The sequence below is a fragment of the Streptomyces sp. NPDC046122 genome (genome assembly GCF_056429965.1).
In genome coordinates this window covers 334,256-355,963 of the sequence record NZ_JBWKLQ010000007.1, presented here as the reverse complement: position 1 = coordinate 355,963, position 21,708 = coordinate 334,256, and the positions used below count along the sequence as shown (strand labels likewise).

General features: G+C 71.4%; 18 protein-coding genes. 16 read left to right on the top strand and 2 right to left on the bottom strand.

The features are described 5' to 3' along the window. Window positions 1–218 precede the first annotated feature (218 nt). The gene (locus tag AC07FK_RS21405; protein WP_479106490.1) at window positions 219–1,730 is read left to right on the top strand and encodes an APC family permease; all 1,512 of its coding nucleotides are present in this window, start codon (window positions 219–221) and stop codon (window positions 1,728–1,730) included. A 10-nt stretch (window positions 1,731–1,740) separates the two neighbouring features. Continuing rightward, complete coding sequence (locus AC07FK_RS21400) at window positions 1,741–3,366, top strand: flavin monoamine oxidase family protein (protein WP_479106489.1); 1,626 nt, start codon at window positions 1,741–1,743, stop codon at window positions 3,364–3,366. Here AC07FK_RS21400 and AC07FK_RS21395 read toward each other — a convergent pair whose 3' ends face one another. Further along, window positions 3,367–5,169: a glycoside hydrolase family 15 protein gene (locus AC07FK_RS21395; protein WP_479106488.1), complete on the bottom strand. Its 1,803-nt coding sequence runs from the start codon at window positions 5,167–5,169 to the stop codon at window positions 3,367–3,369. A 441-nt stretch (window positions 5,170–5,610) separates the two neighbouring features. Between AC07FK_RS21395 and AC07FK_RS21390 the strand changes: the two genes are divergently transcribed. The 14 genes from AC07FK_RS21390 to AC07FK_RS21325 all read left to right on the top strand — a co-directional run bounded on the left by AC07FK_RS21390 (window position 5,611) and on the right by AC07FK_RS21325 (window position 20,987). Continuing rightward, window positions 5,611–7,284, top strand: coding sequence for a CTP synthase (locus AC07FK_RS21390; RefSeq protein ID WP_479106487.1), 1,674 nt, complete (start codon window positions 5,611–5,613; stop codon window positions 7,282–7,284). 83 nt (window positions 7,285–7,367) lie between these two features. Next, entirely contained in the window at window positions 7,368–7,994 is a 627-nt protein-coding gene (locus tag AC07FK_RS21385; protein ID WP_479106486.1) for an NUDIX domain-containing protein, read from the top strand. A gap of 160 nt (window positions 7,995–8,154) precedes the next feature. Next, window positions 8,155–10,194, top strand: a complete 2,040-nt coding sequence (locus AC07FK_RS21380; RefSeq protein ID WP_479106485.1) for a tetratricopeptide repeat protein — start codon at window positions 8,155–8,157, stop codon at window positions 10,192–10,194. A 146-nt stretch (window positions 10,195–10,340) separates the two neighbouring features. Next, window positions 10,341–11,456, top strand: a complete 1,116-nt coding sequence (ald, locus tag AC07FK_RS21375) for an alanine dehydrogenase (protein WP_479106524.1) — start codon at window positions 10,341–10,343, stop codon at window positions 11,454–11,456. Window positions 11,457–11,836: 380 nt separating this feature from the next. Further along, window positions 11,837–12,958 (top strand): ParA family protein, encoded by a 1,122-nt coding sequence (locus tag AC07FK_RS21370; RefSeq protein WP_069935438.1) that lies wholly within the window; start codon window positions 11,837–11,839, stop codon window positions 12,956–12,958. Then, the gene (locus AC07FK_RS21365; protein WP_479106484.1) at window positions 12,943–13,563 is read left to right on the top strand and encodes a hypothetical protein; all 621 of its coding nucleotides are present in this window, start codon (window positions 12,943–12,945) and stop codon (window positions 13,561–13,563) included. The genes AC07FK_RS21370 and AC07FK_RS21365 overlap by 16 nt, the downstream gene beginning before the upstream one ends. A gap of 63 nt (window positions 13,564–13,626) precedes the next feature. Next, window positions 13,627–14,673, top strand: a complete 1,047-nt coding sequence (locus tag AC07FK_RS21360; RefSeq protein WP_479106483.1) for a segregation and condensation protein A — start codon at window positions 13,627–13,629, stop codon at window positions 14,671–14,673. Further along, entirely contained in the window at window positions 14,601–15,305 is a 705-nt protein-coding gene (gene scpB / locus AC07FK_RS21355; RefSeq protein ID WP_479106482.1) for an SMC-Scp complex subunit ScpB, read from the top strand. The genes AC07FK_RS21360 and scpB overlap by 73 nt, the downstream gene beginning before the upstream one ends. Further along, window positions 15,305–16,570, top strand: a complete 1,266-nt coding sequence (locus AC07FK_RS21350) for a pseudouridine synthase (RefSeq protein ID WP_479106481.1) — start codon at window positions 15,305–15,307, stop codon at window positions 16,568–16,570. The genes scpB and AC07FK_RS21350 overlap by 1 nt, the downstream gene beginning before the upstream one ends. Before the next feature lie 127 nt (window positions 16,571–16,697). Continuing rightward, window positions 16,698–17,351, top strand: coding sequence for a nicotinamide riboside transporter PnuC (pnuC, locus tag AC07FK_RS21345; RefSeq protein WP_479106479.1), 654 nt, complete (start codon window positions 16,698–16,700; stop codon window positions 17,349–17,351). Next, complete coding sequence (locus AC07FK_RS21340; RefSeq protein ID WP_479106477.1) at window positions 17,348–18,427, top strand: AAA family ATPase; 1,080 nt, start codon at window positions 17,348–17,350, stop codon at window positions 18,425–18,427. Before pnuC ends, AC07FK_RS21340 begins: the two co-directional genes overlap by 4 nt. Then, the gene (locus AC07FK_RS21335; protein WP_479106476.1) at window positions 18,424–19,173 is read left to right on the top strand and encodes an NUDIX hydrolase; all 750 of its coding nucleotides are present in this window, start codon (window positions 18,424–18,426) and stop codon (window positions 19,171–19,173) included. The genes AC07FK_RS21340 and AC07FK_RS21335 overlap by 4 nt, the downstream gene beginning before the upstream one ends. Beyond that, window positions 19,170–20,171, top strand: coding sequence for an ADP-ribosylglycohydrolase family protein (locus tag AC07FK_RS21330; protein ID WP_479106475.1), 1,002 nt, complete (start codon window positions 19,170–19,172; stop codon window positions 20,169–20,171). The genes AC07FK_RS21335 and AC07FK_RS21330 overlap by 4 nt, the downstream gene beginning before the upstream one ends. Before the next feature lie 3 nt (window positions 20,172–20,174). Further along, window positions 20,175–20,987 carry a nucleotidyltransferase domain-containing protein gene (locus AC07FK_RS21325; protein ID WP_479106474.1) on the top strand — a complete coding sequence of 271 codons (813 nt, stop codon included), beginning with the start codon at window positions 20,175–20,177 and terminating at the stop codon, window positions 20,985–20,987. Here the strand turns inward: AC07FK_RS21325 and AC07FK_RS21320 are convergent. Further along, a complete protein-coding gene (locus AC07FK_RS21320) occupies window positions 20,976–21,695 on the bottom strand; it encodes a nucleotidyltransferase domain-containing protein (RefSeq protein ID WP_479106473.1) in 720 nt (239 codons plus the stop codon). The genes AC07FK_RS21325 and AC07FK_RS21320 overlap by 12 nt on opposite strands. Window positions 21,696–21,708 lie beyond the last annotated feature (13 nt).

The window sequence follows — 21,708 nt, the reverse complement described above, 5'->3', positions numbered from 1 at the left end:
GACGTGTTCCCGCCGTGCCCCAGGAAGGCACCGCATTCGGTGGACGCTACCCGCGTGTCCGTTCCAGGAACATCACCCCGCGGTTACGGGACAGATCCCGCGGCCCGGCGGCCCGACAACTCGTCGCCCCCGCAGCGCATTTGCGCGACCGCGTGTCGATTGTGGTCTGCGTCACTCGGCCCAAGACTGTCGCCCCCGTACAAGAGAGAGGGCGCGGCATGTCTGACAAACCCGCACGTGAGGTCCAGCGGCTCAAGGCGAATTCCGTCGGACTGGTCGGTGTGGTGTTCATGGCGGTCGCCACCGCGGCGCCGATCACCGCGATGACCGGAAATCTCCCTATCGCCGTGGGCTTCGGCAATGGAACGGGCGCCCCCGCCGGCTACCTCTTCGCCACCCTCGTCCTGACCGTGTTCTCGGTCGGGTACGTCGCCATGGCGAAGCGCATCACCGCGGCGGGCGCGTTCTACGGATACATCTCGCACGGTCTCGGCCGCATCGCCGGCATGGCGTGCGGGATGCTCGCCGTCCTCGCGTACATCGTCTTCGAGGCGTCGATCGTCGGCATCTTCGCCTACTTCGGCCAGACGACGGTCGCCGACCAGCTCGGGGTCGACATCCCCTGGATCGTGTACGCCGTGGGCATGCTCGCCGTGACGGGCGTCCTCGCGTACTTCGACATCAACATCACCGCCAAGGCCCTCGGCGTCATGCTCGTCGCCGAGATCGCCGTCCTCTTCGCCGTCGCCACCGCCGTCCTGCTTGCCGGCGGCGGCCCCGACGGCATCCCGCTCGAACCCGTCAACCCGGTCAACGCCTTCACCGGCACCTCCGCAGGACTCGGTCTCTTCTTCGCCTTCTGGTCGTGGGTCGGCTTCGAGTCGACCGCGATGTACGGCGAGGAGTCGCGCGACCCGAAGCGCGTCATACCGCGCGCGACCCTCGTCTCGGTGGTCGGTGTGGGCCTGTTCTACATCTACGTCTCCTGGATGACGATCGCGGGCAACGGCCTCGCCGGCTCGGTCAAGGTCTCCTCCTCCGCGTCGCCGCTCGATCTCTTCTTCGACCCGACGGAGACGTTCATCGGCGCGTGGGCCGTGGACGTGTTCCAGTGGCTGCTGCTCACCGGTTCGTTCGCCTGCGGCATGGCCTTCCACCAGTGCGCGTCGCGCTACCTGTACGCGATCGGCCGCGAGGGCTTCCTGCACCCGGCCCTCGGACGCACGCACCGCTCGCACGGGTCGCCGTACATCGCGTCGTACGTCCAGACCGGCATCGCCACCGCGCTCGTCGCCGCCTTCTGGCTGGCCGGCGAGGACCCGTACATCCACCTCTACACGCTGCTGGCGATCCTCGGCACGATGGCGATCCTCATCGTCCAGACGCTCTGCTCCTTCGCGGTGATCGGCTACTTCCGCAGGAACCACCCGGAGGACCGGCACTGGTTCAGGACGTTCACCGCTCCGCTCCTCGGCGGCATCGGCATGATCGCCGTCGTCGTCCTGCTCGTCATCAACATGGAGACCGCGGCCGGACTCGCCGCCGACTCCCTCTTCTTCGAGCTGATCCCCTGGATCGTCGGCCTGGTGTTCTTCGGCGGTCTCGGACTCGGCTTCCACCTCAAGGCCAAGCAGCCCGACCGCTACGAGATCATCGGCCGGATCGTCCTCGAGGACGCGGCCGAGCGCACCGACGACAGCCCGACCAGTCAGCCAGCCGCGACCGTCTGAGGAGCCCTCCATGTCCCGAACGCACCTGATGCACGCCCTGCGCCGGCTCGCCGCGGAGCACGCCGCCGCCCGGAGACTGCGTATGCCCGCCGCCGAGGTCCGCGGCTCCAGCCGTCGCGAACTGCTCGGTCGCGCCGCCGCCCTCGGGCTCGGCACCGCGCTGGCCGGCCCGGCTCTCACCGCACAGGCCGCCCCCGTGGCGGCGGTCCAGGGAGCGGCGGCGCCCAGAATCGCCGTGGTCGGCGCGGGCATAGCCGGCCTCACCGCCGCGCTGACCCTCAAGGACGCCGGCCTCGGCTGCGCGCTCTACGAGGCCAACCCGGACCGGGTCGGCGGCCGCATGTGGACCCAGCGGAGCCACTGGGCCCACGGGCAGATCTCCGAGATCGGCGGCGAGCTGATCGACACCAGCCACAAGAAGATCCTCGAGCTGTGCCGCCGCTTCGGGCTGCCGACGGAGGACTTCCTGGGCGGCGGCCCCAACGGCGCCGAGGAGGTGCTCTGGTTCAACGGGGCGTACTACCCGCGCGAGCAGGCCGATGAGGACTTCAAGGCCGTCTTCCAGGCCCTCCACCGCGACCTCCAGGAGGCGGGGGAGGTGCGGTGGAACCGGAGCACGCCGGCCGGCACGGCTCTGGACGACATGTCGATCCGTGAATGGATCGACTCCCGGGTGCCCGGCGGGCACACCTCGTCGCTCGGCGCCTTCATCGACGTCGCCTACAACGTCGAGTACGGGGTCGAGACGACCGAGCAGTCCGCCCTGGCCCTGGTCCTGCTGATGGGCTACCAGCCGAACCCCGGACGCTTCAACGTCTGGGGCCTGTCCAACGAGCGGTACCACGTCGTCGGCGGCAACGATCAGCTCCCGCGGGCCATCGCCGCGTCACTGCCCGCGGGCACGATCCGGATGGGCAAACAGCTCACAGCGGTAAGGGCCAACGCCAATGGCACCCAGACCCTTGCCTTCACCGACGCGGGAACGGTCACGACCGTCACCGTGGACCACACGATCCTGTGCGTGCCGCTGCCCGTTCTCCAGCGCCTCGACCTGTCGGCCGCCGGGTTCGACCCCCTCATGAGGAACCTGCTGCGCGATGCCCGCATGGGCGACTGCACCAAGCTCAACATGCAGTTCTCGGCTCGCCCGTGGCGCGGTGAGGGCCCCTGGCCCGGGGTGTCGGCGGGCGACTGCTTCACCGACAGCGACGTTCAGCAGACCTGGGACACCACCAAGGTGCAGCCGGGGAGCGGCGGCATCCTCATCCAGTACGGCAGCGGCAGGCTCGCCAGGGCGCTGACCCCGGCCACGCCCTTCGCCACCGAGACGGACCCGTACGTACGGGACCTGGCCGCGCGCCGTTCCCGGGAAGTGGACGCGTTCTTCCCGGGAACGTCGAAAACGTGGACCGGGAAGGCGCAGCTGTCCGCCTGGCACCGCAACCCGTACGCCCTGGGCGCGTACTCCTACTGGCCCGTCGGCTACCTGCACCGGTACGCCGGCTACGAAGGCACCCCGCAGGGGAACATCCACATCGGCGGTGAGCACTGCAGCTACGACTTCCAGGGCTTCATGGAGGGCGGCGCGACCGAAGGGGAACGCGCCGCCCGCCAGGTGATCGGCAAGCTGCTCTAGTCAGCCGCCGTACGCACCGCTCGCCGTCAGCCGCAGTGCCGTGTCGATCAGCGGCACGTGGCTGAAGGCCTGCGGGAAGTTCCCGACCTGGCGCTGCAGCCGGGAGTCCCACTCCTCGGCGAGCAGCCCCAGGTCGTTCCGCAGCCCCAGCAGCTTCTCGAAGAGCTTGCGCGCCTCGTCGACCCGCCCGATCATCGCCAGGTCGTCGGCGAGCCAGAACGAGCACGCGAGGAACGCGCCCTCGTCGCCCTCCAGACCGTCCAGGCCCGCGTGGTCACCCGCGGTCGGGTAGCGCAGGACGAAACCGTCCTCCGTGGACAGCTCGCGCTGGATCGCCTCGATCGTGCCGATGACCCGCTTGTCGTCGGGCGGCAGGAACCCCACCTGCGGGATGAGGAGCAGGGAGGCGTCCAGCTCCTTGGACCCGTACGACTGCGTGAAGGTGTTGCGCTCCGGGTCGTAGCCCTTCTCGCACACCGCGCGGTGGATCTCGTCGCGCAGCTCGCGCCACTTCTCCACCGGGCCGTCCGCGTCGCCCATCTCGATCAGCTTGATCGTCCGGTCGACGGCGACCCACGCCATCACCTTGGAGTGCACGAAGTGGCGGCGGGGGCCGCGCACCTCCCAGATGCCCTCGTCGGGCTGGTCCCAGTGGTCCTCCAGGTAGCGGATCAGCTTGAGCTGGAGCAGCGAGGCGTAGTCGTTGCGCGTCAGGCCGGTCATGTGGGCCAGGTGCAGTGCCTCGGTGACCTCGCCGTACACGTCGAGCTGCAACTGGTGCGCGGCGCCGTTCCCGACCCGTACGGGCGTCGAGTTCTCGTAGCCGGGCAGCCAGTCCAGCTCCGCCTCGCCCAGCTCGCGCTCGCCCGCGATGCCGTACATGATCTGGAGGTTCTCCGGGTCGCCCGCGACCGCCCGCAGCAGCCACTCGCGCCAGGCGCGTGCCTCTTCCCGGTAGCCCGTGCGCAGCAGCGACGACAGGGTGATCGCCGCGTCGCGCAGCCAGGTGTAGCGGTAGTCCCAGTTGCGCACACCGCCGATCTCCTCCGGCAGCGACGTCGTCGGCGCGGCGACGATGCCGCCCGTCGGGGCGTACGTCAGCGCCTTCAGGGTGATCAGCGAGCGGATCACGGGCTCGCGGTAGGGCCCGTGGTACGTGCACTGCTCGACCCAGTCGCTCCAGAACTCCGCGGTCGCCTCCAGCGAGGCCTCGGGCTCCGGCAGCGGGGGCTCCGCCTTGTGCGAGGGCTGCCAGCTGATGGTGAAGGCGATCCGGTCACCGGGCGCGACGGTGAAGTCGGAGTACGTCGTCAGGTCCTTGCCGTACGTCTCGGTGTCGGCGTCCAGCCAGACCGAGTCGGGCCCGGCGACGGCGACCGTGCGCGTGTCGACCTTGTGGACCCAGGGCACCACGCGCCCGTAACTGAAACGCATCCGCAGCGCGGAGCGCATCCGCACGCGGCCGCTGACGCCCTCGACGATCCGGATCACCTGGGGCGCGCCGTCGCGAGGCGGCATGAAATCGGTCACCCTGACCGTGCCGCGGTCGGTGTCCCACTCGGATTCGAGGATCAGCGAGTCACCGCGGTAACGGCGGCGGGCGGCGGCCGGGGGGCCCGCGTCGGCCGCGTGAGCGGGCCCGATCCGCCAGAAACCGTGTTCCTCGGTGCCGAGCAGCCCGGCGAAAATGGCGTGTGAGTCGAAGCGGGGGAGGCACAGCCAGTCGATCGTGCCGTCCCTGCAGACCAGCGCCGCTGTCTGCATGTCTCCGATAAGTGCGTAGTCCTCGATGCGCCCGGCCACGTTGCAATCTCCAGTCGAACGGCCACGTTCGCCCCATTGGGGCACTTGCGGTCAGGGGATTTCCGACGAGCTCTTGGTCCCGGGAGCGGGCGGGGATGGTGCCTTCGCCGGCCGGCTCGCAGCGATGTATCCGAGCAGGATACGTCGCAGCCAAGTGCTCTGCGCGACGGTACCGGCAACACGAGTCTGCCGAACGGGTGAGCTACGAGTGAGTTGGGTGCGGGTCGGCGGCGGCAGATGACGGAGGGCTTCCCGTGCGGCAGGAGACGCGGCGCGGCCGGAAGCGGCCTCGTCCCGTCGCTGATAGGCTGGTACCCCGTGGACCGGTGGCCAGTCTGTGACGATCAGGCGCCCCGAAACCGCAGCGACGGCACCACCCGGATTCCGGGCCGGCGGCCGGTACGCACCTCACTACGCGACCACGGGAGCCCCCTCTTGGCGATGCCGCCCAAATCCATGACGACCAAGCACATCTTCGTCACCGGGGGTGTCGCCTCCTCCCTCGGTAAGGGCCTGACGGCCTCCAGCCTGGGTGCGCTGCTCAAGGCGCGGGGCCTGCGGGTCACGATGCAGAAGCTCGACCCGTACCTGAACGTCGACCCCGGCACGATGAACCCCTTCCAGCACGGCGAGGTGTTCGTCACCAACGACGGCGCCGAGACCGACCTGGACATCGGCCACTACGAGCGCTTCCTGGACGTCGACCTCGACGGTTCGGCCAACGTCACCACGGGCCAGGTCTACTCGCAGGTCATCGCCAAGGAGCGGCGCGGCGAGTACCTCGGCGACACGGTGCAGGTCATCCCGCACATCACCAACGAGATCAAGCACCGCATCCGGCGCATGGCGGGTGACGACGTCGACGTGGTCATCACCGAGGTCGGCGGCACGGTCGGTGACATCGAGTCGCTGCCGTTCCTGGAGACCGTGCGCCAGGTTCGTCACGAGGTCGGCCGCGACAACGTCTTCGTCGTGCACATCTCGCTGCTCCCCTACATCGGCCCGTCCGGTGAGCTGAAGACCAAGCCGACGCAGCACTCGGTCGCCGCGCTGCGCAACATCGGTATCCAGCCCGACGCCATCGTGCTGCGCGCGGACCGTGAGGTGCCGCTGTCGATCAAGCGCAAGATTTCGCTGATGTGCGACGTCGACGAGGCCGCGGTGGTCGCCGCGATCGACGCCAAGTCGATCTACGACATCCCGAAGGTGCTGCACACCGAGGGCCTGGACGCGTACGTCGTCCGCAAGCTGGACCTGCCGTTCCGCGATGTGAACTGGACCCAGTGGGAGGACCTGCTGGACCGCGTCCACAACCCCGACCACGAGGTCACGGTCGCGCTCGTCGGCAAGTACATCGACCTGCCCGACGCCTACCTGTCGGTGACCGAGGCCATGCGCGCCGGCGGGTTCGCCAACAAGGCGCGCGTCAAGGTCAAGTGGGTCACCTCCGACGACTGCCGGACGCAGGCGGGCGCCACGAAGCAGCTCGGCGACGTCGACGCGATCGTCATCCCGGGCGGTTTCGGCGAGCGCGGCGTCAACGGCAAGGTCGGCGCCATCCAGTACGCCCGCGAGAACAAGATCCCGCTGCTCGGTCTGTGCCTGGGCCTGCAGTGCATCGTCGTCGAGGCCGCGCGCAACCTCGCGGGCATCGAGGACGCCAACTCGACCGAGTTCGACGCGGCGACCGCCCACCCGGTGATCTCCACCATGGAGGAGCAGCTCGCGTACGTCGAGGGGGCGGGCGACCTGGGCGGCACCATGCGCCTGGGCCTCTACCCGGCCAAGCTCGCCGAGGGCTCGATCGTGCGCGAGGTCTACGGCGACCAGCCCTACGTCGACGAGCGCCACCGCCACCGCTACGAGGTGAACAACGCCTACCGCGCGGAGCTGGAGAAGAAGACGGGCATCGTCTTCTCCGGCACCTCGCCCGACAACAAGCTCGTCGAGTACGTCGAGTACCCGCGCGAGGTCCACCCCTACCTGGTCGCCACCCAGGCCCACCCCGAGCTCCGCTCCCGCCCGACCCGCCCCCACCCGCTCTTCGCGGGCCTGGTGAAGGCCGCGGTCGAACGGCAGCAGGCGGCGCTCAGGACCGGCACGGCCGGCGAGTAGTCGCAGGAGATACGGTTGCCGGGGTACGGGCCTTTTGGGCCGGTACCCCGGTTTTCTGCTTTCTGCTTTGGGAGGACGCTTTCATGGCCATCAAGGACACCCCCGAGGAGTGGCAGGTCACCGCGACCGCGGTTCCCTTCAAGGGCAACAAGACGAGTGTCCGCACCGACGACGTGGTCATGCCCGACGGCAGCGTGGTACGCCGCGACTACCAGGTGCACCCCGGTTCCGTGGCGGTCCTGGCCCTCGACGAGAACGACCGCGTCCTGGTCATCCGCCAGTACCGCCACCCCGTACGCCAGCGGCTCTGGGAGATCCCGGCCGGGCTGCTCGACGTGCCCGGCGAGAACCCGCTGAACGCCGCCCAGCGCGAGCTGTACGAAGAGGCGCACGTCAAGGCCGAGGAGTGGCACGTGCTGACCGACGTCTACCCGACGCCGGGAGGCTGCGACGAGGCCGTACGGATCTTCTTCGCCCGCGACCTCTCGGACGTCGAGGGCGAGCGCTTCGAGGTCGAGGAGGAGGAGGCGGACATGGAACTCGCCCGGGTCCCTCTCCAGGACCTCGTGCGCGGTGTGCTCGCCGGTGAACTGCACAACACCTGCCTGGCCGTCGGCGCACTGGCGCTGGCCGCCGCGCTCGCGGGTGACGGCGTCGAGGCGCTGCGGCCCGCCGACGCGCCCTGGCCCGCGCGTCCGTTCGAGGCGTGACAGCCCCCTCCACGGGTGACGGTCATCTGAAAATCCGCTGATCCGATCGGGTGATCCACCCGCCGCGCTCCGCACGGTTCGTAGCAGAGCGTGAACTACGCTCGAAGTTCCCGACCGCAGTCGCGGCGGGCTTGTGCGCAGGCGGACGGGAGCGTGGCCCGTGACGGATCAGGCGGTGGACACCAGCGGCGTGGCGGCGGGTTCCCCGGCAGGGCGGACTACGGGCGAGTTCTTCGGCAGAGCGCGCGAGCTGAAGGAGCTGCGGGACGACATCGAACGGGCCGGGCTCGACACCCTCGCGGGCCGCAAGGCGCCGAGGGCGCGCGTCCTGCTGATCGCCGGCCGCCCCGGCTCCGGCCGCACCGCCCTGGCCGCCGAACTCGCCGCGCGTCTCGCCGGCGACTACCCCGACGGCACGCTCCGCGCCCGGTTGACCGAGCCTGGCGGCGAGCGCGTGCCCACCGAGCGCACCGCCCGGGCGCTGCTCGACGAGCTCGACGTCCCGGTGCCGCCGGGGGCCGGTGACGACGAGCTGTCCGAGCTGGTCCGCGAGGCGCTCGCCGCACGCCGCGTCCTGCTGGTCCTCGACGACGCCGCCGACGCCGAGCAGGTCGACCCGCTGCTGCCCGACAACCCCGGCTGCCTGGTCGTGGCCACCGCCCGGGGTCCGCTCACCGGCATCCCCGGCGTGCGGCCCTGCACCATCGGCGGCCTGGACACCGGATCCGCCGTCGAGCTGCTCGGCCGCTACACGGGCGCCGTGCGGATCACCGTCGATCCGACGGCCGCCGAATCGCTCGCCGAGGAGTGCGGGGGACAGCCCGCCGCGCTCACCCTGATCGGCGGCTGGCTTGCCGCCAGCCCCAAGGCGTCGGTCGCCGATGTGACCAAGCGGCTGCACGACATGCCCGTCGACCCGGGCCAGCCCACCGGGGGCCGCCCGCTCGCCCGCACGTTCCGGTTCGTGTACGAGTCGCTGCCGCAGCCCACGGCCCGGATGCTGCGGCTGCTCGCCCTCGCGCCGGCCGGCGTCGTGGACGCCCACATCGCGTCCGCGCTGGCGGGCTGCTCCGTCTCCGGGGCGCAGACGGCACTCGACGACTTCGCCGCGTTCGGCCTGCTGCGCCGCGTGGACGACCGGCAGTACGAGGTGCCCGGCTGCCTCGCGCCCATGATGAAGGCGCTGATGGAGGACCGGGACCGGCCCGCAGAGGTACAGCTGGCCCGGGCCAGGATGCTGGAGCGGACCGTGCGCCGGCTCCACTCCTGCCGGGCGATCACGGAGCCCGACGGCTCACCGGCCCGCAAGAAGCTGGCGGGGCTCCCGCGCGCGCTCCGCTTCCCCAACGTCCCGGCCGCCGCCGCATGGCTCCGGGTCCGGCAGCCCGCCCTGCTCGCCGCGGCCCGGATGGCGGTCGAGGACGGTGAGCTCGACACCCTGGCGAGGCGCCTGGTGGCCGCGCTGGTACGGGCGCTCGCGGCGCACCGGGGCACCGAGGCCGCGGCTCCCGAGCTGTACGGGCTGCACCGGCTCGTGCTGGACGTGGCGGAGCGGTGCGGGCTGCACCGGGAGAAGGCCGCCGCGCTGCTGAATCTGGCGGATCTGGACGCGCGGACCGGGCGTACGCAGGAGGCGCTGACGCGCTACCGGGCGGCGCTGGACGCCGGCCGGGCGGCGGGCGACCCCTACGCGACGGGCCGGGCGATGGAATCCGTAGGCGGCACCTATCAGGAACTGGGGGACTGGCAGCGCGCCTCCGACTGGTACGGCCGCGCCCTGGAACAGCGGCTGACGCGAGGGGAACGCGCGGACGCGGCCCGGCTGTACGGGCGACTCGGGGCGGTGCACACCTACGCGGGCCGTTACGGCGAGGCGCTGCGCAACTGGCGGGCCTCGGCCGCCGGACACCGCAGGGTGGGTGATCTGCCGGGCCACGCCCGGGCGTTGAGCGAAGTGGCGCGGGTGCAGGAGTACGCGGGGCGGCCCGAGGAATCGCTGCGCACCTGCCGCGAGGCGGTGGAGTGGGCGCGGCGGGCCGAGGACGTACGGCTTCAGGCCGCACTGGAGTTGAGGCTCGCGGACACCCTCGACCGGCTGGGCGACCCGGCGGCGGCCCGGCTGCACAGGAGCGCTGCGGAAAGACTGCTGAGAGAAGAGGGTTATACCTACGAAATCCGCAGTGGTTCCGCTGGAGATTGATGCTTTGTAAGGCTAGACAGCGGGAAATCCTTCATTAGACTGGCTCTGCCGCGTCATGCTGCGGTGTTGCCCGGGTGTGCCGTGTGTACCTGGGTATGTATGGCAATGACCCATTTATTCCCCCTGAGCCAAGGACCGTGATCGACGTGAAGGTCGGCATCCCCCGCGAGGTCAAGAACAACGAGTTCCGGGTGGCCATCACCCCCGCAGGCGTGCACGAGCTGGTGCGCCACGGCCACCAGGTCTTCGTCGAGCAGAACGCCGGCGTCGGATCTTCGATCACGGACGGTGAGTACGTCGCCGCCGGTGCGCAGATCCTGGCGACCGCCGATGAGGTCTGGGCCACCGCCGACCTGCTGCTGAAGGTCAAGGAGCCCATCGCGGAGGAGTACCACCGCCTCCGCAAGGACCAGACCCTCTTCACCTACCTCCACCTCGCCGCCTCCCGTGAGTGCACGGACGCCCTCCTGGCGTCCGGTACCACGGCGATCGCCTACGAGACGGTAGAGACCGCGAACCGCGCCCTGCCGCTGCTCGCCCCGATGTCCGAGGTCGCGGGCCGGCTGGCCCCGCAGGTCGGCGCGTACCACCTGATGCGCTCGGTCGGCGGCCGCGGTGTGCTCCCGGGCGGCGTCCCGGGCACGGCGGCCGGCGAGGCCGTCGTCATCGGCGGTGGCGTCTCCGGTTGGAACGCCACGCAGATCGCCGTCGGCATGGGCTTCCATGTGACCCTGCTCGACCGTGACATCAACAAGCTGCGCGAGGCCGACAAGGTCTTCGGCACCAAGGTCAAGACGATCGTCTCCAACGCCTTCGAGCTGGAGAAGGCCGTCGTCGAGGCCGACCTCGTCATCGGCGCGGTCCTGATCCCCGGCGCCAAGGCCCCGAAGCTCGTGACCAACGAGCTCGTCGCCAAGATGAAGCCCGGAAGTGTTCTTGTCGACATTGCGATCGACCAGGGCGGCTGCTTCGAGGACTCGCACGCCACGACGCACGCCGAGCCGACGTTCAATGTTCACAATTCGGTCTTCTACTGCGTCGCGAACATGCCGGGCGCCGTCCCGAACACCTCGACGTACGCGCTGACGAACGCCACGCTGCCGTACATCGTCGAGCTCGCGAACCGCGGCTGGGTCGAGGCGCTGCGCCGCGACGCCGCGCTCGCCAAGGGCCTCAACACCCATGACGGCCAGGTCGTTTACCGCGAGGTCGCCGAGGCCCACGCGCTGCCGCACGTGGAGCTGGGCACGCTTCTCGGCTGACGCGTCAACGAAAGTCGTCAACCTCACGCAACCGGCCGGACCTTGTGAGCAAGGTCCGGCCGGTCGCGTTTGCGGCCGCTTCGACGGACGAGCTCAACTCGCCGCGAACGTAACACTTTAACCGTTTCGCGACCCCGCGAAACGCGCGGTCGGTGCCTCTCTTTCGCACCCGCGCACCCTTGACACAGGGGTGTTCCATTGCCGACACATCGGGCCGCGTCCGGCCGATTGTGTTGCTGCGGACCGGTGACACGCCATAGAGTCGCCAACCGTCGGCATGGTGCCACGCTGACCTATCGATAAGTTTCCTGGTCACTTCCAAGGAGGTAAGACGACTTGTGAATGAGTCGACATTTACTCCCGGGGGTGGTCAACCAGGAATGCCTGCACGGGGCCAGGGCCCATCGGGGCTCCAGGCTGTCGGCTCCGTCGCTGTCCGCACCTTCGCCACCCATCAGCACATGACGACAGCCCACCAGAGCATGGACGGCCTACACGTGAACGCCATGGCCGGCGACCAGAGTGGGGACAAGTCCACCACCCGTTTCGCCGACTTCGACGAGGTGCCCGAGGGGCACTTCTACGATCCCGATGCCGAGTACGAGCCCGACCCCGAGTACGCGGCCACCCTCGCCCCGGACGCTGCCCGCCAGCGCCGCGAGCGGATCGGCCCCACCGGGCGGCCGCTGCCGTACTTCCCTATCCCGGGCCCGCTGACCGATCACGGCCCCGCGAAGATCATCGCCATGTGCAACCAGAAGGGCGGCGTCGGCAAGACGACGTCGACCATCAACCTGGGTGCCGCTCTCGCGGAGTACGGCCGACGGGTCCTGCTCGTCGACTTCGACCCGCAGGGAGCCCTGTCGGTCGGTCTCGGCGTGAACCCGATGGAGCTCGACCTGACGGTCTACAACCTGCTCATGGAGCGGGGCATGTCGGCCGACGAGGTCCTCCTGAAGACCGCGGTCCCCAACATGGACCTGCTTCCGAGCAATATCGACTTGTCGGCCGCCGAGGTCCAACTCGTCAGCGAGGTCGCGCGCGAGTCGACACTTCAGCGGGCGCTCAAGCCGCTGATGGCCGACTACGACTACATCGTGATCGACTGTCAGCCGTCGCTCGGCCTGCTCACCGTGAACGCCCTGACGGCGGCTCACAAGGTGATCGTGCCGCTGGAGTGCGAGTTCTTCGCGCTGCGCGGCGTGGCCCTGCTGACCGAGACGATCGAGAAGGTCCAGGAGCGGCTCAACCCCGACCTGGAGCTCGACGGCATCCTCGCCACGATGTACGACTCCCGCACGGTGCACAGCCGTGAGGTGCTCGCGAGGGTCGTCGAGGCCTTCGACGAGCACGTCTACCACACGGTGATCGGGCGTACCGTGCGCTTCCCGGAGACCACGGTCGCGGGTGAGCCGATCACGACGTACGCCTCCAACTCGGTCGGTGCGGCCGCTTATCGCCAGCTCGCCAGGGAGGTGCTCGCCCGGTGTCACGCCGAGTGAGTCTGCCGGGGGCCGACGAACTGTTCCGCACGACCGGGGGAATGGCGCTGCAGTCGTCGTCCCCCCGGCGCCCGCCCGTCAACGGTGAGGCCCGCGTGCCGGGGCCGGCGGGGGAGAGCGACCCCGGCGCGGCGGCCGAGCCGTCCGAGAGCGCGTCCGCCGGGGGGCCCGACGGCCGCGAGGGGGCGGAGCACGCCGCCGCCGACGCGGAGGCCGGCGGGCATCGCAGCCGGGCCGCCGAGGGCGACCAGACGGCCGCTGCCGCCGCCAAGGCCCGCCGCGCCCCCGAGGGGCAGCCGGCGGCCCAGCAGGCTGCCCAGCAGCGTCCTGCGGGCCCTGTGGCGGGGGCCCAGCCGCGCCGCAGGGGCGGGCGCGGGGCGAACCGCCGTCCCAGTGGCCGCGAGCGCCACGACGAGAAGATCACGGTCTACGTGTCGGCCGAGGAACTGATGGACCTGGAGCACGCGCGGCTGGTGCTGCGCGGGGAGCACGGGCTCGCCGTCGACCGCGGCCGGATCGTGCGGGAGGCCGTCGCCGTCGTCCTCGCGGACCTGGAGTCGCGCGGCGACGCGAGCATCCTCGTACGGCGCCTACGCGGGCGCTGACCGGACCGGGGGTAGCCTGCGCTGCTGCCCCTGCCTTGTTCCCCCGCACCCTGGACCACCGCCATGCCGCGCCCCGACGATTCCGCCCCCGCCCCCCGCCGCCGCCTCGGCCGCGGGCCGGGGGCGCCGCGGCCGGCCGGGGACGAGGGCGCGCACGGCGCCCCCGGGCCGGCGCCGGAACCGGAGTCGGAACCTGACGGCGCACCCGAGGCCGGGACCGGTGAGCGGCCCCCCGCCGCGTCTCCGCACCCGAGGCCCGCCCCTTCCCTCCCCGCGGCCGTCGGCGCGACGGCGGACCGGGGGCACGAGGTCCCGGCCGACGGGCGGTTCACCGTCCGGTTGGTGAACTTCGAAGGGCCGTTCGATCTGCTGCTCCAGCTCATCTCGAAGCACAAGCTCGACGTCACCGAGGTCGCCCTCTCGAAGGTCACCGACGAATTCATGGCGCACATCCGCGCCATGGGGCCCGACTGGGACCTCGACCAGACCACCGAGTTCCTCGTGGTGGCCGCCACGCTCCTCGACCTGAAGGCCGCCCGCCTTCTGCCCGCCGCCGAGGTGGAGGACGAGGGGGACCTCGCGCTGCTGGAGGCGCGCGACCTGCTGTTCGCGCGGCTCCTGCAGTACCGCGCGTACAAGCGGGTCGCCGACATCTTCGGCGAGCGGCTGGACGCGGAGGCCCGGCGCTACCCGCGTACCGTCGGACTGGAGCCGCACCACGCGGCGCTGCTGCCCGAGGTCGTCATCAGCATCGGCCCGGACGGCTTCGCGAAGCTCGCCGTGAAGGCCATGCAGCCCCGGGCCGAGCCGCAGGTGTACGTCGACCACATCCACGCGCCGCTCGTGTCCGTACGGGAGCAGGCCGAGGTGGTCGTCGCGCGGCTGCGGGACATGGGGGAGGCGACGTTCCAGGCGCTGACCGAGGACGTCTCGGACACCCTCACCGTCGTGGCGCGCTTCCTCGCGCTGCTGGAGCTCTACCGGGAGAAGGCCGTCGTCCTGGACCAGGAGGAGGCCCTCGGGGAGCTCGTGGTCCGATGGACCGGGGGAGAGACGGCCCGGCCCGTCGTCACCGACGAATTCGATCAAGTGGTGGAGGAGACATCGTGAGCGAGCCCGCGGCGGTCGCGGAACTCGGCCTCAAGCCCGCCCTGGAGGCGGTCCTCATGGTGGTCGACGAGCCCGCCACCGAGGAACACCTCGCGAAGGTGCTGCAGCGGCCCCGCAGAGCCGTCGCGGACGCGCTGCGCGAGCTGGCCGACGAGTACGCCGTACAGGGGCGCGGATTCGAGCTCAGGCTGGTCGCCGGGGGGTGGCGCTTCTACACGCGGCCCGAGTATGCGGCGGCGGTCGAGAGCTTCGTACTGGACGGGCAGCAGGCCCGGCTCACGCAGGCCGCCCTGGAGACCCTGGCGGTCGTCGCGTACCGCCAGCCGGTGAGCCGTTCACGGGTGTCGGCCGTGCGGGGCGTGAACTGCGACGGCGTGATGCGGACCCTCCTCCAGCGCGGTCTGGTCGGGGAGGCGGGCACGGAACCCGAAACAGGTGCGATCCTGTACAGGACGACGAACTACTTTCTGGAGCGGATGGGCCTGCGAGGCCTGGACGAGCTCCCGGAGCTCGCGCCATTCCTCCCGGAGGCGGACGCGATCGAGGCTGAGACGCTAGAGGGTGTGCCGTCGTTCGATGCGGACGCTCCGTACGCCTCGGACACACACGCAGACGACAAGACGGAATTTTGATGCGAAGCAGCAGCGGCAGGAACAGCGGAAGCGGCAACGACCGGAACCAGCGGGGCGCGGGCAAGGGGCGCGACGACAGGCAGCAGCGCTCGGACCGCCCGGACCGTCCCCGTCCCGAGGAGCGCCGTTACGACGTCGGCCGTGACGCCCCCGGCGCCCGCGAGGGCGGCGGCTCGGGCCGTGGTGGCGCCGGGCGCGGTGGCGCGGGTGCCGGCCGTGGCGGCAGCGGCGCGGGCGCCGGGCGCGGCGGCAGTGGTGCCGGCGGCGGTGCGGGTGCCGGGCGCGGCGGTGCGGGCGCGGGGCGCGGTGGCGGTGGCGCCGGCGGTTCCGCGGGCACCGGCAGTCGCGGCGCGTCCGCGCGCGGTGGCGCCAAGGGCGGCCCCAAGGCCCCGCAGGGCGGCTTCAGGACCCCTGGGCTGCGCCGCGGCCCGCAGAGCGCCCCGTCCCGTCCGCGCGAGCTCGACGCCAAGCTCGAGGAGCGCGTACGCGAGCGCCACAGCAAGCCCCAGGTGAAGACCCCCAAGACGTTCCCGGGAGCCGAGCAGGAGGGCGAGCGCCTGCAGAAGGTCCTCGCCCGCGCCGGCATGGGTTCGCGGCGTGCCTGCGAGGAGCTGATCGAGCAGGCCCGCGTCGAGGTCAACGGCGAGATCGTGACCGAGCAGGGCCGCCGGGTCGACGTGCACAAGGACGAGGTCAAGGTCGACGGCCTGACGGTCGCCACCCAGTCGCACCTCTTCTTCGCGCTCAACAAGCCGGCCGGCGTCGTCGCCACGATGGGCGACCCGGACGGCCGCCAGAATCTCAACGACTACGTCAACAACCGTGAGACGCGTCTCTTCCACGTGGGCCGGCTGGACACCGAGACCGAGGGCATCATCCTGCTCACCAACCACGGCGAGCTGGCCCACCGTCTCACCCACCCCAAGTACGGCGTGAAGAAGACCTACCTCGCCGCCATCCAGGGACCGCTCCCGCGCGACCTCGGCAAGCGGCTGAAGGACGGCATCGCGCTGGAGGACGGGTACGCCCGCGCCGACCACTTCCGCGTCGTCGAGAACACCGGCAAGAACTACCTGGTCGAGGTGACCCTCCACGAGGGCCGCAAGCACATCGTCCGCCGCATGCTGGCCGAGGCCGGCTTCCCGGTCGAGCGGCTCGTGCGGACGTCCTTCGGGCCGATCCCGCTGGGCGACCAGAAGTCCGGCTGGCTGCGCCGCCTCACCAACACCGAGGTCGGCATGCTGATGAAGGAAGTCGGCCTGTAACCGGCACTCTCCCCGCTTCGAGGCTCCGGCCGGTTCCTGTACGCACAGGAACCGGCCGGGGCCTTTTGCCGCTTGTGGTGCGGACCCCCGGCCCTTTATAGTCATCTTGACCATAAAGGAGGCGGGCGTGAGTCTCGCGGACATACTCGGACCGTTGCAGCAGCCGCTGGTGACCGTCCTCGACACCCCGGTGAGCTGGACCGAGGTGCTCGGCTTCGGCAGCGGCGCGCTCTGCGTCTGGCTCGTCGCCCGGCAGCACATCGCCAACTGGCCGATCGGCATCGCCAACAACCTGTTCTTCGTCCTCCTGTTCACCCAGGCGGGCCTGTACGCCGACGCCGGCCTGCAGGTCGTCTTCATCTCCCTCGCCGCCTACGGCTGGTGGACCTGGACCCACGGGGGTGGACCAGGCTCCTCGTCCCTCCCGGTGCGGCGCACGAGCCGCACCGAGTGGACCTGGCTGCTGGCGGCGGGGGCGGTGGGGACCCTGTCCCTCACGCTGCTCCTCGACCGCGCCACCGATTCGACCGTCCCCTTCTGGGACGCCCTGACGACCGCCCTGTCCCTCATGGCGACGTACGGACAGTGCCGCAAGCGCCTCGAATCGTGGTGGCTGTGGATCGCGGCGGACATCGTGTACGTCCCCCTGTACGCGTACAAGGAGCTGTACCTGACCGCCCTGCTGTACGTCGGGTTCATGGCCCTGTGCGTGCTCGGCCTCGTCAACTGGCGGCGCGGCGCCGCTTCCCGGGAACAGTCGCTCGCCGAGGCCGCCGTATGACGGACTACAAGCACGGACTCGTGCTCGGGAAGTTCTATCCGCCGCACGCGGGACACCACCACCTCGTGCGCACCGCGCGGGAACGCTGCGAACGGCTCACCGTTCTCGTGTGCGCGTCGTCCGTCGAGTCTGTGCCGCTCGCCGACAGGGTGGCGTGGATGAGGGCCGCGCACCCGGACGCCGAGGTCGTCGGCGCCGTGGACGACATCCCCGTCGACCTCACCGATCCCGCCGTGTGGGACGCGCACATGGCGGTCTTCCTGGCCGCCGTCCCCGAGGCCGTCGACGCCGTCTTCACCTCGGAGGCGTACGGCGAGGAACTCGGCCGGCGCTTCGGCGCGGACGCGGTGTGCGTCGACCCGGACCGTACGGCCTTCCCCGTCTCGGGAACCGCCGTACGCGCCGACCCCGCCCGCCACTGGGACTTCCTCGAGGCGCCCGTACGGGCGGCCCTCGCCCGGCGGGTGGTCGTCCTGGGGGCCGAGTCGACCGGGACCACCACCATGGCGCGGGCGCTCACCGAGCACTACCGGGCCCGCGGCGGCGTGTGGGAACGGACGCGGTGCGTTCCCGAGTACGGCAGGGAGTACAGCGAGCGGAAGCTGGCCGCCCTGCGCGCACGGCGCCCGGAAGCCGACTGGACGGACGTCGCCTTCGGCACCGAGGAGTTCCCGCTGATCGCGCGGCGGCAGTGCGAAACCGAGGACGCCGCGGCCGGGGCGGGCTCTCCCGTGCTGTTCTGCGACACCGACGCCTTCGCCACCACGGTGTGGCACGAGCGCTACCTCGGCGGCCCCAGCGCCGAGGTGGCGCGGATCGCCGCACGCGGGGCGCAGCACCTGTGGCTGCTCACGGACCACACGGGCGTGCCCTTCGAGGACGACGGCCTGCGCGACGGCGAGCACCTGCGGCCCTGGATGACGGGACGCTTCCGCGAGGAACTCGTCCGTACCGGGCGCCCCTTCGTCACCCTCGGCGGACCGCACGAGGAGCGGCTCGCGGCCGCCGTGGCCGCCGTCGACGCGCTGCTCGCCGAAGACTGGGGCCTCACCGACCCACTGCCGGAGAAGCGATGAACGAGAACGACGGGACACCGTACGACCCGCACGCCTTCGAGCCGTTCGCCGTGACCGTCGACCTGGCCGTCTTCACCGTGCGCGAGGGTGGGCTGCACGTCCTGCTGATCCGGCGCGGACAGGACCCGTACGCGGGGGCGTGGGCGCTCCCCGGCGGCTTCATACTGCCCCGGGAGTGCGCCGAGGACGCGGCCCGCCGCGAACTGGCCGAGGAGACCGGACTCTCGCAGGAGTCCGCCGCCGCCCTCCACCTGGAGCAACTGCGGACGTACAGCGATCCCGACCGCGATCCGCGGATGCGCGTGGTCTCCGTCGCGTACACCGCGCTCGTGCCCGGCCTGCCGGAGCCGCGCGGCGGCGGCGACGCGGCGGACGCGCAGTGGATGCCTGTCGGCGGTCTGCCGGAGCTCGCCTTCGACCACGGGCGGATCATCGCGGACGCGCGGGAGCGCATCCGCGCCAAGCTCGAGTACACCTGCCTGGCCACCGCCTTCTGCCCGCCGGAGTTCACCCTGGGCGAGCTCCAGCAGGTGTACGAGACGGTCTGGGGCGTGGAGCTCGACCGGCCCAACTTCCGGCGCAAGGTGCTGGCCTCACCCGGCTTCGTGGAGCCGGTGGAGGGGCCGCCCCGGCGTACCGGAGGACGCGGCAAACCCGCCGCGCTCCACCGCGCCGGAACCGCCACCACCCTGCATCCGGCACTGCTGCGACCCGAACGACGATCAGAAGGAGAACGGTCCGTATGAAGCAGGCAGCCACCGGGGCCCTCGTCGGGCTCGCGCTCGGGGACGCACTCGGCTTCCCGACCGAGTTCAGCGACGTACCCGCGATCCTCGCGAAGTGCGGTCCGTGGCGGGAGATGGGACTGCCGTCCCCCGCGATCGTCACGGACGACACCCAGATGACGCTGGCGCTGGGACGCGGGATACGGACCGCGATGGACCGCGGCGTGCTCGGGCCGCCGAGGCTGGTGCGTCCCGTGCGCGAGGAATTCGTCGACTGGTACCACTCCCCGGAGAACAACCGGGCCCCCGGCAACACCTGCCTCGTCGCCTGCCGGCTGCTCGACGGCGACCGGCCGTGGCAGCAGGCCAGCCAGCTCGGTTCCAAGGGATGCGGGGCCAACATGCGGGTCGCGCCGGTCGGCCTCGTACCGGGGCTGAGCGAGGAGCAGCGGGCCGGAGCCGCGCAGTTGCAGTCGGCGCTCACGCACGGGCACCCGACGGCGCTGGCGGCGAGCGACCTGACGGCCCACGCGGTGCACCTGCTCGCACGGGGGGCGGAACCTACCGGCCTGGTGGGGCTGCTCCGTTCGTACGCGTACGAGAACCGCACCCGGTACCACGAGCGCTGGCTCGGCGACCTGTGGACGCGCGCCCACGACGCGTCGCCCGAGGACTTCATCGCGCGCGGCTGGGACGAGTGCCTGGCCGTGCTGGAGCGGCTCGCGGCGGCCCTGCGCACACCGTCGCCGGAGACGGACCCCTGCCTGGCGACGGGCGACGGCTGGATCGCGGAGGAGGCCCTCGCCACCGGGCTGCTGTGCTTCCTCCTGTTCCCCGGGGAGCCGGTCACCGCGCTGCGGCGGGCCGCCTGCACGAAGGGCGACTCGGACTCCATCGCCTGCCTCGCGGGAGCGTTCGCGGGGGCGCACCTGGGCGCGGACGCGTGGCCGGCCGAATGGGCCGGGCGCATCGAGTACCGGACCGAGCTGCTGGCCCTGGGCGCGCTCTGGGACGCTTGAGCGATGAACGCGTACCAGAAACGCCTGCGCGAGGCCGGGCTGCCGGACACCGACCTCGCCCCCGTCCTCGCCGGGGAGACCGACCCCCTGCTGTTCGCGACCGTCTCCGGGGCGCACCTGTACGGGTTCCCGTCCCGCGACTCCGACGTGGACCTGCGCGGCACGCACCTGCTGCCCACGGCGGACCTCGTCGGCCTGACCGAGCCCGACGAGACGCGCGAGCGCATGTGGGTGCGCGACGGCGTCGAGATGGACCTGGTCACGCACGACCTGCGCAAGTTCGTCCGGCTGATGCTGCGCCCCAACGGCTATGTGCTGGAACAGTTGCTGTCGCCCCTGGTCGTGCGGACCACGGACGCGCACGCCGAACTGGTGGCGCTCGCGCCCGCCGTGCTGACCAGCCGTCACGCGCACCACTACCGGGGGTTCGCGGGCACACAGTGGCGCCTCTTCGAGAAGAACGGCGAGCTGAAGCCGCTGCTCTACACCTTCCGGGCGCTGCTGACCGGCATCCATCTGATGCGCGGCGGCGAGGTGCTGGCCCACCTGCCCACCCTGCTGACGCGGGTGGACGCCCCGCCCTACCTGGAGGAGCTCATCGCGGCCAAGGCGGAGGCGGAGCACGGCGCGGCCACCGGACCGGACCGCGAGCGGCTGCGCGCCGACACCGAAGCCCTCCACGGCGTCCTCGACGAGGCGCAGGCCGCGTCCCGGCTTCCGGCCGAGGCGACGGCGTACGAGCGGCTGAACGACTTCGTCGTACGGACGCGGCTCGGCCACCCCGCGAGCGCGCCCGCCGCCGGCTCAGAAGGCTGACGCGCGGCGGGTGCGCAGGAGGAAGTCCTCCACGCGGGCGCGGTCCGGCTCCTCGGGGAGGGGGCTCTTCGCCGCGGCCGCGTCGGCCTCCGCCACCAGAGCCCCCATCCGGCGCTCGACCTCCCGCCACGGGACCTCGCCGCGCTTGACCGCCAGCAGGGGCTCGCGGTCCACGCCGACGTCGAGCACCAGCTCACCGGTGCGCAGCAGGTCGCGGCAGGAGGCGAGCAGCCGCAGCAGGTGCATGGCGTGCTTCCAGCGCGGGGCGCCGTGCCGGCGTACGTCCGACTCCAGCTTCTTGCGCTGGCCGGTCGCGTACCGCGCGAACGTGCGGTGGGCGTGGCGGGAGAGGAACGCCCCGCGCAGGTCGAGGAGCTCGCGGCCGGTCACGTCGACGTGTTCGACCAGGGGGGAGTGCAGGCACTCCAGAATGTTGGGGTTGGCCACGAGGGCAAGGCCGCAGAACCGTTCCAGCTCCCAGGAGAACTGCTCCTCGCCCGGCCCCTCGACATGCGTCGGCGGCTTCTCGAAGCGCCAGAACAGCGGCGTCGGCGCGACGAAGACGCCGCGCCGGTCGGTGTCGCTGCCGTCCGTCGCCAGACCGAAGGCGCGCGAGCCCATCACACAGGAGTACACCGTGTGGTCGCGTACGAGAGCCTCGTGCGTCGGCGGGGCGTCGGCGGGGCCGGGGGCGGCGGGCGGGATCATGCTCCGGATTGTG